This is a genomic window from Streptomyces sp. YS-3 (genome assembly GCF_045257485.1).
GTDB lineage: Bacteria > Actinomycetota > Actinomycetes > Streptomycetales > Streptomycetaceae > Streptomyces.
In genome coordinates this window covers 18,495-34,008 of record NZ_JBJHPC010000016.1, presented here as the reverse complement: position 1 = coordinate 34,008, position 15,514 = coordinate 18,495, and the positions used below count along the sequence as shown (strand labels likewise).

Annotated in this window: 14 protein-coding genes, 1 pseudogene and 1 riboswitch; of the genes and pseudogenes, 8 read left to right on the top strand and 7 right to left on the bottom strand. The window is 70.9% G+C overall.

Translation table 11 applies throughout. The features are described 5' to 3' along the window. Positions 1–614: polysaccharide deacetylase family protein (locus ACJA3G_RS03150; protein ID WP_406551300.1), on the top strand; the 614-nt coding region annotated here is incomplete at its 5' end. Next, on the top strand, positions 614–1,795 hold the full coding sequence (locus tag ACJA3G_RS03145) for a YncE family protein (RefSeq protein WP_406551299.1): 1,182 nt from the start codon (positions 614–616) through the stop codon (positions 1,793–1,795). The genes ACJA3G_RS03150 and ACJA3G_RS03145, both read left to right, overlap by 1 nt. A gap of 64 nt (positions 1,796–1,859) precedes the next feature. Here ACJA3G_RS03145 and ACJA3G_RS03140 read toward each other — a convergent pair whose 3' ends face one another. The 3 genes and pseudogenes from ACJA3G_RS03140 to ACJA3G_RS03130 form a co-directional block, all read right to left on the bottom strand. After that, the gene (locus ACJA3G_RS03140; protein WP_406551298.1) at positions 1,860–3,089 is read right to left on the bottom strand and encodes a cytochrome P450; all 1,230 of its coding nucleotides are present in this window, start codon (positions 3,087–3,089) and stop codon (positions 1,860–1,862) included. Beyond that, positions 3,086–3,802, bottom strand: coding sequence for a tRNA-dependent cyclodipeptide synthase (locus tag ACJA3G_RS03135; RefSeq protein WP_406551297.1), 717 nt, complete (start codon positions 3,800–3,802; stop codon positions 3,086–3,088). The genes ACJA3G_RS03140 and ACJA3G_RS03135 overlap by 4 nt, the downstream gene beginning before the upstream one ends. Before the next feature lie 204 nt (positions 3,803–4,006). Beyond that, positions 4,007–4,646 (bottom strand): annotated as a pseudogene (locus ACJA3G_RS03130) (GNAT family N-acetyltransferase). 119 nt (positions 4,647–4,765) lie between these two features. Here ACJA3G_RS03130 and ACJA3G_RS03125 point away from each other — a divergent pair. After that, on the top strand, positions 4,766–4,978 hold the full coding sequence (locus ACJA3G_RS03125; RefSeq protein WP_067164534.1) for an EF-hand domain-containing protein: 213 nt from the start codon (positions 4,766–4,768) through the stop codon (positions 4,976–4,978). A gap of 51 nt (positions 4,979–5,029) precedes the next feature. On the opposite strand, the gene ACJA3G_RS03120 is transcribed toward ACJA3G_RS03125, so the two are convergent. From ACJA3G_RS03120 to gcvT, 4 genes are all read right to left on the bottom strand, one after another. Next, positions 5,030–6,400, bottom strand: coding sequence for an L-serine ammonia-lyase (locus tag ACJA3G_RS03120; protein WP_406551296.1), 1,371 nt, complete (start codon positions 6,398–6,400; stop codon positions 5,030–5,032). Positions 6,401–6,561: 161 nt separating this feature from the next. Continuing rightward, the gene (glyA, locus tag ACJA3G_RS03115) at positions 6,562–7,824 is read right to left on the bottom strand and encodes a serine hydroxymethyltransferase (protein WP_406551295.1); all 1,263 of its coding nucleotides are present in this window, start codon (positions 7,822–7,824) and stop codon (positions 6,562–6,564) included. Positions 7,825–7,847: 23 nt separating this feature from the next. Continuing rightward, positions 7,848–8,225, bottom strand: coding sequence for a glycine cleavage system protein GcvH (gene gcvH, locus ACJA3G_RS03110; protein ID WP_406551294.1), 378 nt, complete (start codon positions 8,223–8,225; stop codon positions 7,848–7,850). A 69-nt stretch (positions 8,226–8,294) separates the two neighbouring features. Further along, complete coding sequence (gene gcvT, locus ACJA3G_RS03105) at positions 8,295–9,407, bottom strand: glycine cleavage system aminomethyltransferase GcvT (RefSeq protein WP_406551293.1); 1,113 nt, start codon at positions 9,405–9,407, stop codon at positions 8,295–8,297. A gap of 143 nt (positions 9,408–9,550) precedes the next feature. Beyond that, a riboswitch (glycine riboswitch) is annotated at positions 9,551–9,673 on the bottom strand. Between the two features lie 127 nt (positions 9,674–9,800). Here gcvT and ACJA3G_RS03100 point away from each other — a divergent pair. The 5 genes from ACJA3G_RS03100 to ACJA3G_RS03080 all read left to right on the top strand — a co-directional run bounded on the left by ACJA3G_RS03100 (position 9,801) and on the right by ACJA3G_RS03080 (position 15,510). After that, positions 9,801–10,478: an AAA family ATPase gene (locus ACJA3G_RS03100; protein ID WP_406551292.1), complete on the top strand. Its 678-nt coding sequence runs from the start codon at positions 9,801–9,803 to the stop codon at positions 10,476–10,478. A gap of 108 nt (positions 10,479–10,586) precedes the next feature. Continuing rightward, positions 10,587–11,354, top strand: a complete 768-nt coding sequence (locus tag ACJA3G_RS03095; protein WP_406551291.1) for an enhanced serine sensitivity protein SseB — start codon at positions 10,587–10,589, stop codon at positions 11,352–11,354. Positions 11,355–11,512: 158 nt separating this feature from the next. Next, on the top strand, positions 11,513–12,310 hold the full coding sequence (locus ACJA3G_RS03090) for an enhanced serine sensitivity protein SseB C-terminal domain-containing protein (protein ID WP_406551290.1): 798 nt from the start codon (positions 11,513–11,515) through the stop codon (positions 12,308–12,310). Between the two features lie 379 nt (positions 12,311–12,689). After that, positions 12,690–13,688 carry an ABC transporter permease gene (locus ACJA3G_RS03085; protein WP_406551289.1) on the top strand — a complete coding sequence of 333 codons (999 nt, stop codon included), beginning with the start codon at positions 12,690–12,692 and terminating at the stop codon, positions 13,686–13,688. 67 nt (positions 13,689–13,755) lie between these two features. After that, entirely contained in the window at positions 13,756–15,510 is a 1,755-nt protein-coding gene (locus tag ACJA3G_RS03080; protein WP_406551288.1) for an ABC transporter substrate-binding protein, read from the top strand. The last annotated feature ends 4 nt before the right edge of the window (positions 15,511–15,514 follow it).

Here is a 15,514-nt window from a genome sequence, read left to right as displayed (position 1 = left end):
TCCTGGCCCCGGCCCAGCCCGGCGAGGTCACCCACGGCCCCCGGGACCGGCCGAAGGTCGCGCTCACCTTCCACGGCCAGGGCGACCCCGGACAGGCCACCGCCGTGCTCGCCGAGGCCGAACGGGCCGGGGCCAGGATCACCGTCCTGGCCGTCGGCAGCTGGCTCGACGAGCACCCCCGGATGGCCCGCCGCATCCTCGACGGCGGCCACGACCTCGGCAACCACACCCAGCGCCACATCGACATCTCCGCGCTGACGGAGCCGGAGGCGTACGCCGAGATCACCGGCTGCGCGGACCGGCTGCGCCGGCTCACCGGCTCCATCGGGACCTGGTTCCGGCCCTCCCGTACCCAGTACGCGACGCCGCTCGTTCAGAGACTGGCCCGGCGGGCCGGATACCCGCACGTGCTCAGTTACGACGTCGACTCGCTCGACTTCACCTCGCCCGGCGCCCCGGCCGTGACGCGGAACGTCACCGCGCGGATCCGCAACGGATCCGTGGTGAGCCTGCACTTCGGCTACGCGGACACGGTCGCCGCGCTGCCGGTCCTCCTCGCCGACCTCGACCGCCGCGGACTGCGCGCGGTGACCACCACGGAGTTGCTGACCTGATGCCGACCCCCACCAAGAGGACCGCCGCGCTGCTGTGCGGCCTCCTGCTCGCCGCGCTCGCCGGCTGCTCCTCGTCCGCGGACAAGGGCGGGAACGAGGCCCTGGGCACCAAGGGCGCCGCTCAGCCCGTGCCGAAGCGGGCCGTTCCCCAGGGCCTGCCCGGGATGCCGCCGGTCCTGAACCCCAAGGACGCCTACGCCGCGGACCGCCCGAACGCCCTCCAGCCGGCCGTGAAGAACTTCCTCGAACGCGTCTACGTGCCCAACACCAACTCCAACACGGTCTCCGTGATCGACCCCAAGACGTACAGGGTGATCGAGACCATCCCGGTCGGGCACCAGCCCCAGCACGTGGTGCCCTCCTGGGACATGAAGACCCTGTGGGTCAACAACGACCTGGGGGACAGCCTCACCGCCATCGACCCCGCGACCGGCAAGGCGGGCCGCACGGTCCAGGTCTCCGACCCGTACAACCTCTACTTCACGCCCAACGGCAAGTACGCGGTCGTGATGGCGTCGATGGACCGCGAGCTGGTGTTCCGCGAGCCGGTGAACATGAACCGGGTCAAGACCGTGCCGGTCCACTGCGCGGGCGTCAACCACGCCGACTTCTCCATGGACGGGCGCTACTTCATCGTCTCCTGTGAGTTCTCCGGCGAACTGCTCAAGGTCGACACGGAGAAGATGCAGGTCATCGCGCACCAGAAGCTGCCGTTCGAGGGGGCGATGCCGCAGGACGTGAAGATGTCCCCGGACGGGAAGACCTTCTACGTCGCCGACATGATGGCGCACGGCATGTGGGTCATGGACGGCGACCGGTTCAGCACACCGACGCTGCTGCCCACCGGCAAGGGCTGCCACGGCCTCTACGTCAGCCGCGACTCCAAGGAGATGTACATCTCCAACCGGGGCGAGGGCACGATCTCCATCTTCGACTTCGCCCAGAACAGGCTGACGAAGAAGTGGCACCTGCCCGACGGCGGCAGCCCCGACATGGGCGGGGTCTCGGCGGACGGCAAGGTCCTGTGGCTGTCGGGCCGTTACGACGCCGAGGTGTACGCCATCGACACCACCACCGGGCGGGAGATCGCCCGTATCCCGGTCGGCTCGGGCCCGCACGGCCTCGCGGTCTACCCGCAGCCGGGCCGGTACTCGCTCGGCCACACCGGCATCTTCCGCTGAGCCGGCGGGTTCCGCGCGTACCGACGGCCGCCCCCGGGAGGTGATCCCCGGGGGCGGCCGTGTCTCACCAGAGCACCGGGAGCCGTTCCGGCAGGCGCTTGATGAAGCCGGTCCGCCACACCAACTGCTCGGCCGGAACCGCGAGGCGCAGCCCCGGCAGCCGTTCCACCAGCGCGCCGAGCGCGATCTCCGCGTGGGCCCGGCCCAGACCCGTGGCCGGGCAGAAGTGGCGGCCCGCGCCGAAGGAGAGGTGCGGGTTGACCTCGCGGTCCAGGTCGAGCCGTTCGGGGTCGGTGAAGACCGCCGGGTCGAAGTTGGCACCCTCGACCAGGACGAGCACCAGCTCGCCCTTCCTGACCAGGACGTCACCGACCCGGACGTCCTCGGTGGCCAGGCGCGGCAGCCCGTCGCCGATGGACAGGTTCCAGCGCAGCAGCTCCTCCACCGCCCGGCCCATCCGGTCCGGGCGCGCCCGCAGATACGCGATCAGCTCCGGGTGCTGGAGCAGCGCGAGCACCGCCAGCACCAGGAACGCGGAGGTGGAGACCGCGCCCGCGCCGAAGAGCGAGACCGCGACCGTCGCCAGCATCTCGTCGGTGAGGTGCGCCGACTCCTCCTCCGTCCGCAGCTCCGCGAGACGGCCCAGCAGCCCCGCGCGCCGGTCCTCGGGCGCGTTGAGCCGGTCGACCATGTAGCCGAGGTCCTTGTACCAGTTGAGGCGGGAGCCCTCGAAGGGGTGCGGGCTGGTCATGAACGCGATGTCCAGACCGCTCATCAGCCGCCGCCAGTCCGCGAACGGCACCCCGATCACCCTGCAGTGCAGGGCCGCCGAGAAGGGGTCGGCGAACCCCGCCCGGAAGTCCGCAGGCGGCCCCTCGGCGAGCAGCCCGTCGATGAACTCGTCCGCCCGCTCGCGCAGCCACCGGCGCAGACCGTCGGCGCGCGGGTTGAGCGCCTTCAGCACGGCGCCGCGCAGCCCCGCGCTGGTGATGTTCCCCATGTTGTTGACGACCTCCGGCGGGATCGTCAGCGCGTACTGGCGGGGGGCGCCCGGGGACGCGGTGTCCTTGAGGCTGAACCGGTCGTCCTCCAGAACACTTCTGGCCAGCGCGTGGCTGCTCACCAGCCAGGCGGTGTCCCCGGTCAGGGTGCGCACCCGGGCCACCGGCGCCTCGGCGCGCAGGGCGGCGCACTCCTCGGGGAGCACATCGCCGCGCCGGCCGAACGGGAACCCCGGCAGCGTACGGGTGGTGGTGTCCGTGCCGGTGGCGGTGTCCGTGCGGGTGGCGCTCACGCGGCGGCTCCTTCCGGGCCGGAGGGCCGCGGGCGCACGACCGCGTACGCCTGGTTGCGGGAGGCGCGCAGACCACCGCCCCTGGCGTAGAGGAGCCCGGTGAGGGGGATCGGCGCGTGGTAGCAGGACACCGAGGAGGGGACCTGGAGAATGCCCGGGGTGTCGAGGAAGAACGGGAGCTCGGCGGCGATGTAGTCGAGACAGGCGGCGGTCTGCGCCTGGCTCACCCGGCCGCCCGCCTTGCCGGCCAGGAACGCGGCGGCCATCTCCTCGCAGCCGGTGCGGAACTCGCGGTCGGTCGCGAGGAAGTGCCGCACCCGGCGGTGGAGCAGGTCGTACACCGGGTTCCCCTCGAACTCCGAGAGGGCGTGGACGCCGACCGGGAGCCCGCCGGGGCCGGCCTCCTCGACGCCCCGCGCGATCCTTCTGCGGACCGCCTTGAGCTCCTTGGCGGCCCGTCGGCGCGCGTGCTCGTCGTCGTAGCCGAGCGTGGTGAACATCCGGTCCACATGGCGGTCGGCGTAGACGAGGTCGACCCGGTCGAAACGGGCGCGGGCCCAGCGGACGAGACCGGCGATGCGCTCGGCGCTGAAGTAGCTGTTTCCCGGGCTCACCCCGATGAGGACGTGGTCGCCCTCGTCCCAGATGAGCCGGCAGCTCCGGGTGAACGGCTGGAAGGTGAAAGTGGTGGTTGCTTCAGTGGTGGCAGTCACTCCTGAATCGCCCCAGCGCCGCGAGTCCCTGGGAGCCCTGTGCTCCCGGTGTGGCGGCGACAGCACGAAGTTATCGCCCGGTGGCGGAGCGTAGGGAAGAGGGTCCCGGACTTTTGGCCGGAACTCGATGCCTCGACATGCCGTACGCGAGGTTTGGCGCGCCCGCTGCCCGCTGCCCCTTGCCCGCTGCTCCCCGCCCGGGGTTCAGTGCGCCACGAGGAGCGCCTCCGAGCCGACGGGGCGGTACCCCGCCGCCTGGAACGTCCGTACGCTGCGGGCGTTGCCCGGGGACTGCTGGGCCCACAGGACCGGCTCGGGTGCCAGATGCCGGGCCGCCAGCGCGAGCCGTACGCCCAGCCCGCGCCCCCGGGCGCCCTCGTCCACCTCGATCGCCGCCTCCCAGCGCCCGGCCACGCCCCGCCCGAGCACCAGCACCCCGCCGTCCGCCGCCCACACCCGCACCTCGTCGCGGAACTTGTGGGCCCGCGCCACCCGGGGGTGGTCCGGGTCGCGCAGCTCGGTCAGCGCGAGCGGCGGCTCACCGGGCAGGGCGGGGGCGCAGGTGAGGAGGTCGACGCAGGTCATCCGGCGGCCGGTACGGGCCATCAGGGCGGCCAGGAACCCCGGGGTTCATCGAGGCGCCGAGCGGATCGGCGTCGGTGGCCGCGAGTGTGTCCCGCACCCACTGCGGGTCCTCGTCCAGGAAGACCACCGAGTGCGCGGTGAACGCCAGCACGCCCGCGTCGCGCGGGTTCGGCTGGGGAACGACGGTCGTCGTCCCGTCGGCGGGCGGGAAGTGCCCCCGCGCTGCGGCGGCCAGTATGCCGCCCAGTTCCTGTCCCATGTCCCTGCCTTCTCTGCGGCCCCGTGACGATCCGGCGGCGGCCACCGCCGTACGGGGAGGGGCGGTGGGCCGGTTAGTCTGACCCCCGTCAAAAACGCACCAAGATAGGGGTGGACCCAGTGGCGGACATCGAAGAGGCCCGCAAGGCGTTCGCGCGGCTCGACGTCGACGGCAACGGCGAGGTGACGGCGACCGAGTACAAGCAGGTCATGGCCCAGCTGGGCGACTTCCACGTCACCGAGACCGTGGCCCAGGCCATCATCAGGGCCAAGGACGCCAACGGCGACGGCAAGCTCTCCTTCGAGGAGTTCTGGGCGTCCCTCGACAAGTGACCCCGAGCCCGCCGGCCGGCCCGTCTCCACACGGGCCGGCCGGCGGAGCCGTCAGCACTCGATGATGTTGACGGCCAGACCGCCGCGCGCGGTCTCCTTGTACTTCACCGACATGTCGGCGCCCGTCTCCTTCATGGTCTTGATGACCTTGTCCAGGGAGACCTTGTGGCTGCCGTCGCCGCGCATCGCCATCTTCGCCGCCGTCACGGCCTTCACGGCCGCCATGCCGTTGCGCTCGATGCACGGGATCTGCACCAGACCGCCGACCGGGTCGCAGGTCAGGCCCAGGTTGTGCTCCATGCCGATCTCCGCGGCGTTCTCCACCTGCTCGGGGGTGCCGCCGAGGACCTCGGCCAGGGCGCCCGCGGCCATCGAGCAGGCCGAGCCGACCTCGCCCTGGCAGCCGACCTCGGCGCCGGAGATCGAGGCGTTCTCCTTGAAGAGCATGCCGATCGCGCCCGCGGCCAGCAGGAAGCGGACCACGCCCTCGTCGTCCGCGCCGGGCACGAAGTTCATGTAGTAGTGCAGCACGGCCGGGATGATGCCCGCGGCGCCGTTGGTGGGGGCGGTGACGACCCGGCCGCCCGCCGCGTTCTCCTCGTTCACCGCCATCGCGTACAGCGTCGCCCACTCCATCGCGTGCGCGTCCGGGTTGCCCTCGGCGCGCAGCTGGCGGGCGGTGGTGGCGGCGCGGCGGCGGACCTTGAGGCCGCCCGGCAGGATGCCCTCGCGGGACATGCCGCGCGAGACGCACGCCTGCATCACCCGCCAGATCTCCAGCAGCCCGGCGCGGATCTCGTCCTCGGTGCGCCAGGCCTTCTCGTTCTCCAGCATCATGGCGGAGATCGACAGACCTGTCTCGCCCGCGAGGCGCAGCAGCTCGTCGCCGGTGCGGAAGGGGTACTTCAGGACGGTGTCGTCGGGGACGATCGGGTTCTCCCCGGCCACCGCGTCCTCGTCCACCACGAAGCCGCCGCCGACCGAGTAGTACGTCTTCTCCAGGACCAGGGCGCCCTCGCTGTCGTACGCGAAGACCGTCATGCCGTTGGCGTGGTACGGCAGCGCCTTGCGGCGGTGCAGGATCAGGTCCTCGTCGAAGTCGAAGGGGATCTCGTGGGCGCCGAGCAGGTTGATCCGCCCGCTGGACTTGATCCGCTCCACCTCGTCGTCGGCGCGCTCGACGTCGACCGTGCGCGGCGAGTTGCCCTCCAGGCCCAGCAGGACCGCCTTGGGGGTGCCGTGGCCGTGGCCGGTGGCGCCCAGCGAGCCGTACAGCTCGGCCCGTATCGAGGCGGTGTGGGCCAGCAGGCCCTCGTTCTTCAGACGGCGCGCGAACATCCGGGCCGCGCGCATCGGGCCGACCGTGTGGGAGCTGGACGGGCCGATGCCGATCGAGAACAGGTCGAAGACCGAGATGGCCACGGAAGGACTCCTTGGTGGGGTAGACGCCGTTGTCTGCCGGGTGGTGCAGAGCGAGCAGGTGGAACGGGCGGTGCAAGGGTTCGGGGCACCGCTCTCACTGTCCAGTGTGCGTCCAGTGTGCGCGGTGCCCCGAAGGTTCGTACGAACAAAAGGGTACGAAACTACTTCAGGCCGGGGTACAGGGGGTGCTTCGCGGCCAGGGCGGAGACCCGTGCGGCCAGCGCGTCCTTGTCGAAGTCCGGCTTCAGGGCCTCGGCGATGATGTCGGCAACCTCACGGAAGTCGTCCGCGCCGAAACCGCGGGTGGCCAGCGCCGGCGTGCCGATCCGCAGACCCGAGGTGACCATCGGGGGCCGCGGGTCGTTCGGGATGGCGTTGCGGTTGACCGTGATGCCGACCTCGTGGAGGCGGTCCTCGGCCTGCTGGCCGTCGAGCTCGGAGTTGCGCAGGTCCACCAGGACCAGGTGCACGTCCGTGCCGCCGGACAGGACCGAGACGCCGACCCGGGTGACGTCGTCCTGGACCAGGCGCTCGGCGAGGATCCGGGCGCCGTCCAGGGTGCGCTGCTGGCGCTCCTTGAAGTCGTCCGAGGCCGCGACCTTGAACGAGACCGCCTTGGCGGCGATCACGTGCTCCAGGGGGCCGCCCTGCTGACCCGGGAAGACCGCCGAGTTGATCTTCTTGGCGAGCTCCTGCGTCGACAGGATCACACCGCCGCGCGGACCGCCGAGGGTCTTGTGCGTGGTGGTGGTCACGACGTGGGCGTGCGGCACCGGGTTCGGGTGCAGACCCGCGGCGACCAGACCCGCGAAGTGGGCCATGTCGACCATCAGGTACGCGCCGACCTCGTCCGCGATCCGGCGGAAGGCGGCGAAGTCCAGCTGGCGCGGGTACGCCGACCAGCCGGCCACGATCAGCTGCGGCTTGGACTCCTTGGCGAGGCGCTCGACCTCGGCCATGTCGACCTGGCCGGTCTGCTCGTCGACGTGGTACGGGACCACGTTGTAGAGCTTGCCGGAGAAGTTGATCTTCATGCCGTGGGTCAGGTGACCGCCGTGGGCCAGGTTCAGGCCCATGATCGTGTCGCCCGGCTTCAGCAGCGCGAACATCGCCGCCGCGTTGGCCTGGGCGCCCGAGTGCGGCTGCACGTTGGCGTGCTCGGCGCCGAAGAGCGCCTTGACGCGGTCGATCGCGATCTGCTCGACCACGTCGACGTGCTCGCAGCCGCCGTAGTAGCGGCGCCCCGGGTAGCCCTCGGCGTACTTGTTGGTGAGGACCGAGCCCTGGGCCTCCATGACCGCGACCGGAGCGAAGTTCTCCGAGGCGATCATTTCGAGGGTGGACTGCTGACGGTGGAGCTCGGCGTCGACGGCGGCGGCGACGTCCGGGTCCAGCTCATGGAGGGACTGGTTCAGAAGCGACATCGGAAGATCCCTGGAGTGGTAGGTCAGCCGGCGGTGAAGGCGGTGTACTCGTCGGAGGAGAGCAGGTCGTCCGGCTCGCCCTCCACGCGCACCTTGAACAGCCAGCCGCCCTCGAAGGGGGCGGTGTTGACCAGCGACGGGTCGTCGACGACGTCCTGGTTGGCCTCGGTGACCTCGCCCGTCACCGGGGAGTAGAGGTCGCTGACCGACTTCGTCGACTCCAGCTCGCCGCAGGTCTCGCCCGCGGTCACCTTGTCACCGACCGCCGGGAGCTGGACGAACACCACGTCACCGAGCGCGTTGGCCGCGTGCTCCGTGATGCCGACCGTCGAGACGCCGCCCTCGGCGTCCGACAGCCACTCGTGCTCCTTGCTGTAGCGCAGCTGCTGGGGGTTGCTCATGACCAGAATTCTCCTGTACGAGGGGGAGTGGTGGTGAACGGAAAAGTCATGCGGTGCGTGTGCGAGGGGTCACTTCTGGCGCTTGTAGAACGGCAGCGCCACGACCTCGTACGGCTCATGCGTACCGCGAATGTCCACGCCGACGCCGGAGGTGCCCGGTGCGGCGTGCTCGGCGTCCACGTACGCCATGGCGATCGGCTTGCCCAGCGTGGGCGACGGGGCGCCCGAGGTGACCTCGCCGACGACCTCGCCGTTCGCGACCACCGAGAACCCGGCGCGCGGCACCCGGCGGCCCTCGGCCACCAGACCCACCAGCTTGCGCGGCGCCTTGGCGGCGGCGCGCTCGGCGGCGGCCTCCAGGGCCGCGCGCCCCACGAAGTCGCCCTCCTTCTCGAACTTCACGACCCGGCCGAGCCCCGCGTCGAACGGGGTCAGCGCGGTGGTCAGCTCGTGCCCGTACAGCGGCATGCCCGCCTCCAGGCGGAGCGTGTCGCGGCAGGACAGACCGCACGGCACCAGGCCCGCGTCCCGGCCCGCCTCGGTGAGCGCCTGCCACAGCTTCTCGGCGTCGGCCGGGGCCACGAAGAGCTCGAAGCCGTCCTCACCGGTGTAGCCCGTACGGGCGATCAGCGCCGGGACGCCGGCCACCGTGCCGGGCAGGCCCGCGTAGTACTTCAGCCCGTCCAGGTCGGCGTCGGTGAGCGACTGCAGGATGCCGGGGGACTCGGGGCCCTGGACGGCGAGCAGCGCGTAGTTGTCGCGGTCGTCGCGGACCTCGGCGTCGAAGCCGGCCGCGCGCTCGGTGACCGCGTCCAGGACGACCTGGGCGTTGCCCGCGTTGGCGACGACCATGTACTCGCTCTCGCCGAGGCGGTAGACGATCAGGTCGTCGACGATGCCGCCGTCCTCCTGGCAGATCATCGTGTAGCGCGCGCGGCCCACGCCGATGGTGCCGATGTTGCCGACGAGCGCGTAGTCCAGGGCCTTGACGGCCTCGGGGCCGGTGACGGTGATCTCGCCCATGTGGGAGAGGTCGAAGAGACCGGCCCTGGTGCGGACGGCGTTGTGCTCGTCGCGCTCGCTGCCGTAGCGCAGCGGCATGTCCCAGCCGGCGAAGTCGGTCATGGTCGCGCCCAGCGAACGGTGCGTCGCGTCAAGGGCGGTGAGACGGGGGTTGCTCATGAGGGTGTGGCTCCCAGGGCATGACGGCGAGGACGATCCTCCCCATCTGTCATCGGAACCTGAGAGGTTCGCCGGGAGACCCGGCTTGCACCTTGGGTGGAGCCGCGCCGTCCGGGGACGCGCGGCCCGCTTTTCAGATCTGCCTCATCCACGCGGTACGGGGCCTGAGAGATTCAAGGGAGGGACTTGCTCCTTCGGCGCCCCGCGATCCACCAGGCCTTCCGGGGCCTTGGGGGAACTGCCGGGGACTCTCCCGCGTGGATTCAAGCGGCCGGTATGCAGTTGGCGGGCACATCATTGCACGGCTCCGAGGAACGGCATATCGCTCAGGCCTCATTACCATCTCTTTACGCACATTGGGGAAGGGTCGCACGACCCGGCAGGGGAGGACCGATGACGGTGCACAGGCACACGGCGGCGAAGGCCGGCCGGGCGGTGCCCGCGCAGCGCGCCACGGCGCCCGGCGCCACGGCGCCCGGCGCGGCGCCCGTGGTGCGGGACCTGCGCGGGCGCGCCGGACGCACCCCGCGCACGCTTCGGTTCGCCGCGGGTGACGTGGTGGTGGTCTCCGGGCTGCCGGGCAGCGGCAAGACCACCCTGCTGCGGCAGGCCGCGCCCGGCCTCGGCATCGACTCGCAGGACACCCGCAGGGCCTGGGAGGCCCGGCTGCCCGGGGTGCCGTACGCGCTGTACCGCCCGGTGGCCCGCGTCGCCCATTTCCTGCGGACGCACCGCGCGCTGCGGGCGGGTAGGGGCCTGGTCGTGCACGACTGCGGCACCCACGCCTGGGTGCGCTGGTCTCTGGCGCGCCGGGCGGCCCGGGGCGGGCGCCGCCTCCATCTGGTGCTGCTCGACGTCCCGCCGGAGGTGGCGCTGGCGGGCCAGGCGGCCCGCGGGCGCAAGGTCTCCGCGTACGCCTTCGCCCGCCACTCCCGGGCGGTGCCGCGGCTGATAGCGGCGGTCGCGGCGGGCCGGCTCCCGAGGGGGGTGGCGTCGGCGGTGCTGCTGGACCGGGAGGCGGCCGGGGCGGTGGACCGGATCGCTTTCGGGGAGCCGCCCGGCCGGGGCTAGAGTTCCGGCGGGGGACCGCGCGGCCGGCGCCGTACGGCCCGCAGGGCACCCGCGAACACCCGCTGACCCCACTGACACCCGCAGTCACGCGAAGACGAAGGACGGCATATGAACTTCCCGCACCCGCTCCCGCAGGGCGGCGGCGGCTGGCCGGGCAACGAGCTGGAGGAGGCTCTGGCGGCGGCCCTGGGCAACCCGACGGCGGGCCCGCGCCTGATAGAGGTCATGGGCCGCAACTCCGTCTGGGTGCCGCTTCCCAACGGCGGCGGCCAGGACAGCCGGGATCTCGATCTGCCCACCATGGAGATCGACGGCGCGCCGTACGTCCCGGTCTACAGCTCCGAGCAGCAGTTCCTCCAGTGCGTCGGCCCGCACATGTCGTTCGCGATCGCGCCGGCCGTCGAGTTCGCCCGGGGGCTGCCGCCGCAGCTGGGCATCGCGCTGAACCCGGAGGGCGCGGTCGGTGTGCCGCTGCCGCCGCCCGCCGTGGCCGAGCTCTGCCGCACCGGGCGCACCGCCCTGGACGGCCCCGCCTCCGGCGCCCGGGTGCGGCTCTTCGAGCCCGACTGGCAGGAGGACCCGGTGGACTTCCTGACCGCCGCCTCCGCCGAGTTCGAGGCCATCGGCGTGGTCCGCACCGCCCGCCGCGCGCTCGCCTCCATCGAGGGGGACGAGCCGACCCTCTTCATCGGCGTGGAGTTCGCCACCTGGGACGGGGCCGGGCGCAACGCCCCCATGGAGGCGCTGGGCCGGGCGCTGGGCCGGGTCCCGGTCGGCTGGCCGGTGAACCTGGTGCTGCTCGACGTCGCCCAGGACCCGGTGGGGGACTGGATGCGGGAACGCGTGCGCCCCTTCTACACCCGCCCCACGCCCTAGGGCGTGTTGCGAAAGTCCCGCACCCCGGCACCGGTCCGCCCGCGCGCGGGCCGCTCCGCGGTCCTCCCGCATAAGCTGGTTCCATAATCCGTAGACCCCCCACGGCCGCCCGCCTGTGCACCGGCGGCGCGGGGGAACGAAGAGGGGCGGGACCCAGGGTGAGTGCGTCAGGCACCGCGGCGGCCGGGCAGGTCGAGCACATGCTGCGCCAGGTGGCCCCCGGACGCTACGACGCGTACGAGGCGCTGCTGCACGCCCTCGCCGACCCCTCCTCCGGCCGGCTGTGGATGCTGCTGTGGCACGGCGGCCCCGGCGCCCCCGACGCGCAGTACGGGAACATGGAGGTCGACGGGGTGGCGTACGCCCCCTGTGTGACCTCCGCCCAGGAGCTCTCCGCCAGTGGCTGGAACCGGGCCCACGAGGTGGTCACCGGCCGGGACATCGCCCGCGCCCTCTACCCCGACCGGTACGGGATCTGGCTCAACCCGCACGCCCCGGGCGGCGGGGTCGGCATCCCGTGGCCGGATCTGCGCCGGATCGCCACCGGCCTGGACCGGATGCCGGCCGGCCCGCTGCGGATCACCGAACCGGCCGTGGAGATCCCGCAGTTCTACGCCCTGCTCGCGCAGCACGCGCACCGCACCCCCGCCGTGCGGGCGCTGCGCCGCGCCTGGGTGCAGCCCGCGCTCGGCACCCCGTACCTGGCCATCGGCCTCGATCTCTACGACACCGGGCCGCAGTCCGTCGACGCGGTGCGCGCGATGATGCAGCAGTCGGTCGCCGCCGTCCCCGAGGGGCTGCCGGTCTCCACCGTCGCCCTCTCCGACGAGTACGACCCGGTCGGGATGTGGCTGCGCGCCCGGGGCCGGGCCTTCTACGACCGCGAGGCGCACTCCGCACCGGCGGCCCCCGCGAGCGGGTACGGCTATCCGCCGGCCGCCCCGCGCGCCTACTGAGGCACATCCGCAAGTCGCACAAGCCGCACACGCCCCACACGTACCCAACAGTCGCTCCTGTCCCGGTTGCCGCCCACTGGTCCACCCAATTCACCAGTTCATCTGGGGAGTTGGGCGACATGACCGATCTGGTCGGTTAGTACACGACTGGTCCGCTCAGACGATCACGACGTCCGCATAACGGAAGTCATCTGACCGCATCACGTTTAGGCAACCATTCACCGTCAGGTCTGGCGGGTGATCGCGAACGCGTTGAAGACTCCCGGCTAACAAGGGCCGGTTCGGCCCGTCGCAGATCACCGCACCACCTGATGGAACAAGCCGCCACAGCGGCTGGTACGGGCCGGCCATCCGCCGGCCGGGAGGGGTCAGAGGCACTGTGACCGCACCGCTCGAGACCACCGGATCGGCTGCCGAGGTGCCGCCGGAGGCAGTACTCACGGGGGCCAAGCAGAGCCAGATCGAGGGCCGTTCGCTCGGACAGATCGCCTGGACGCGCTTCAAGCGCGACAAACTCGCGGTCGCCGGTGGCGTCGTCGTCGTCCTGCTCGTCCTGCTCGCCGTTCTCTCCAAGCCGATCCAGTGGGCGTTCGGGCTCGACCCGAACGAGTTCCACCAGGACCTGATCGACCCGGCCCTGCTGGCTCCCAAGGGAGCCTGGGGCGGCATGAGCTGGGAGCATCCGCTGGGTGTCGACCCGCAGTACGGGCGCGACATCCTGTCCCGCATCATCGAGGGCTCCTGGGTGTCGCTGCTCGTCGCGGGCGGCGCCACGCTGCTCTCGGTCGTCATCGGCGTGATCATGGGCGTCACGGCAGGGTTCTACGGCGGCTGGGCGGACACCCTGATCAGCCGCGCGATGGACGTCTTCCTGGCGTTCCCGCTCCTGCTCTTCGCCATCTCGATCTCCGCGTCGCTCCAGGACGGAGCGTTCGGACTGACCGGGCTGCCACTGAGGATCAGCGTGCTGATCTTCGTGATCGGCTTCTTCAGCTGGCCCTACATGGGCCGTATCGTCCGAGCCCAGACGCTCAGCCTGCGCGAACGCGAGTTCGTCGAGGCGGCCAGGAGCCTCGGCGCCCGCGGTCCGTTCATCCTGATCAGGGAGCTGCTGCCGAACCTGGTGGCCCCGATCCTGGTCTACGCCACGCTCCTGATCCCCACGAACATCCTGTTCGAGGCCGGACTCAGCTTCCTCGGCGTCGGCATCTCGCCGCCGCAGGCATCGTGGGGCGGAATGCTCTCCACCGCGACCGACCTCTACGAGGCGGACCCGCAGTACATGATCGTGCCGGGCCTGGCCATCTTCATCACGGTCCTGGCGTTCAACCTGCTGGGCGACGGGCTGCGAGACGCCCTCGACCCGCGAGGCAAGTAAGCACGCGGCACCTGCCACACACAACGACACATCTGCCGCAACCATCCATAGAGGGGGCATTCCTCAGGTGAAGACGAGAAAAGCGACCGTTCTGATCGCTACCGCCGTGGCGCTGACACTGGGGGCCACCGCGTGCAACGACTCCAAGGACGACAAGGGCGGCAGCGGCGGTAAGTCGGTCACCGACGCCGCGCTCAGCCAGATCGTGAACAAGTCCGACAAGAAGGGTGGCACCGCCACCTACGCCATGTCGGACGTCCCGGACTCGATGGACCCGGGCAACACGTACTACGGCTGGGTGCAGAACTTCTCCCGCCTGTACGGCCGTACGCTCACCACGTTCAAGCCGGCCGCCGGCAAGGACGGCCTGACCGTGGTCCCGGACCTCGCGGAGTCGCTCGGCAAGCCCAGCGCCGACGCGAAGACCTGGACGTACACCCTGAAGAAGGGCCTGAAGTTCGAGGACGGCACGCCGATCACCTCGAAGGACGTCAAGTACGCCGTCGAGCGCTCGAACTTCGCCCCCGAGGCCCTGTCCAACGGCCCGACGTACTTCAAGTCCCACCTGGAGGGTGGCGACAAGTACGAGGGTCCGTACAAGAACAAGGACCCCAAGGGCATCGCGTCCATCGAGACCCCGGACGACTCCACCATCGTCTTCAAGCTGAAGGACGCCTTCGCGGACTTCGACTACCTGGCGACGTTCTCGCAGACGGCGCCGGTGCCGAGGGACAAGGACAAGGGCGCGACCTACGTCCAGCACATCATCTCCTCCGGCCCGTACAAGTTCGAGTCCTACGAGGAGGGCAAGGGCGCGACCCTCGTCCGCAACACCCAGTGGGACCCGAAGACCGACCCGAACCGCCCGGCCCTGCCGGACAAGATCAGCATCCGGTTCAAGGTCAACGCGGTCACGGTCGACAACGACCTGCTCGCCGACAACCTGACCGCCGACGCGGCCGGCACCGGTGTCTCCCCGCAGACCCAGCCGAAGGTCCTCACCAGCCCGAAGTACAAGTCGCAGACGGACGGTTCGTACGCCGGCGCGACCTCGTACATCGGTCTGAACGTGAACGTCGCCCCGTTCGACAACATCCACTGCCGCAAGGCCGTGCAGTGGGGCATCGACAAGGCGTCGATCCAGGCCGCCGCGGGTGGCGCGCCCAAGGGTGACGTCGCCTCGACGCTGCTGCCGCCGTCGGTCAACGGCTACGCCAAGTTCAACCTGTACGAGACCCCTGGTGACAAGGGCGACGAGGCCAAGGCCAAGGAAGAACTCAAGCAGTGCAACCAGCCGAACGGGTTCTCCACGAACCTGACGGCCCGCTCCGACCGCCCGTCCGAGATGGCCATGGCCACCGCGGTCCAGGCGTCGCTGAAGAAGCTCAACATCAACGCGGAGATCAAGTCCTTCCCCGCGGGCAAGTACTTCCAGAACTTCGCCGGCAACCCGCAGTACGTGCACGACCACAAGCTCGGCATGCTCATGACCGCGTGGGGTGCCGACTGGCCGACCGGCTTCGGCTTCCTGGACCAGATCATCAACGGCTCGGCCATCAAGCCGTCCGGTGGCAACAACGTCCAGGAGCTGAACGACCCGGCGATCAACAAGGCGCTGAACGACGCCATCTCCAACACGGACAAGACCGCCCGTGAGAAGGCCTGGGGCGACATCGACAAGATGGTCGCCGAGAACGCCTCCGCCGTTCCGCTGATCTACCGCAAGAACCTGCTGTTCCGCCCGACGTCCGCGACGAACGTCACGGTCACCCAGGCGTACCTCGGTATGTACGACTACCTGCTGATGGGTTCCTCCAAGTAAAGCG

Coding starts and splice junctions, on each gene's coding strand:
- ACJA3G_RS03100 (WP_406551292.1), top strand. CDS start 9,801: ATGACGGTGCACAGGCACACGGCGGCGAAGGCCGGCCGGGCGGTGCCC.
- gcvT (WP_406551293.1), bottom strand. CDS start 9,407: ATGAGCAACCCCCGTCTCACCGCCCTTGACGCGACGCACCGTTCGCTG.
- glyA (WP_406551295.1), bottom strand. CDS start 7,824: ATGTCGCTTCTGAACCAGTCCCTCCATGAGCTGGACCCGGACGTCGCC.
- gcvH (WP_406551294.1), bottom strand. CDS start 8,225: ATGAGCAACCCCCAGCAGCTGCGCTACAGCAAGGAGCACGAGTGGCTG.
- ACJA3G_RS03145 (WP_406551299.1), top strand. CDS start 614: ATGCCGACCCCCACCAAGAGGACCGCCGCGCTGCTGTGCGGCCTCCTG.
- ACJA3G_RS03095 (WP_406551291.1), top strand. CDS start 10,587: ATGAACTTCCCGCACCCGCTCCCGCAGGGCGGCGGCGGCTGGCCGGGC.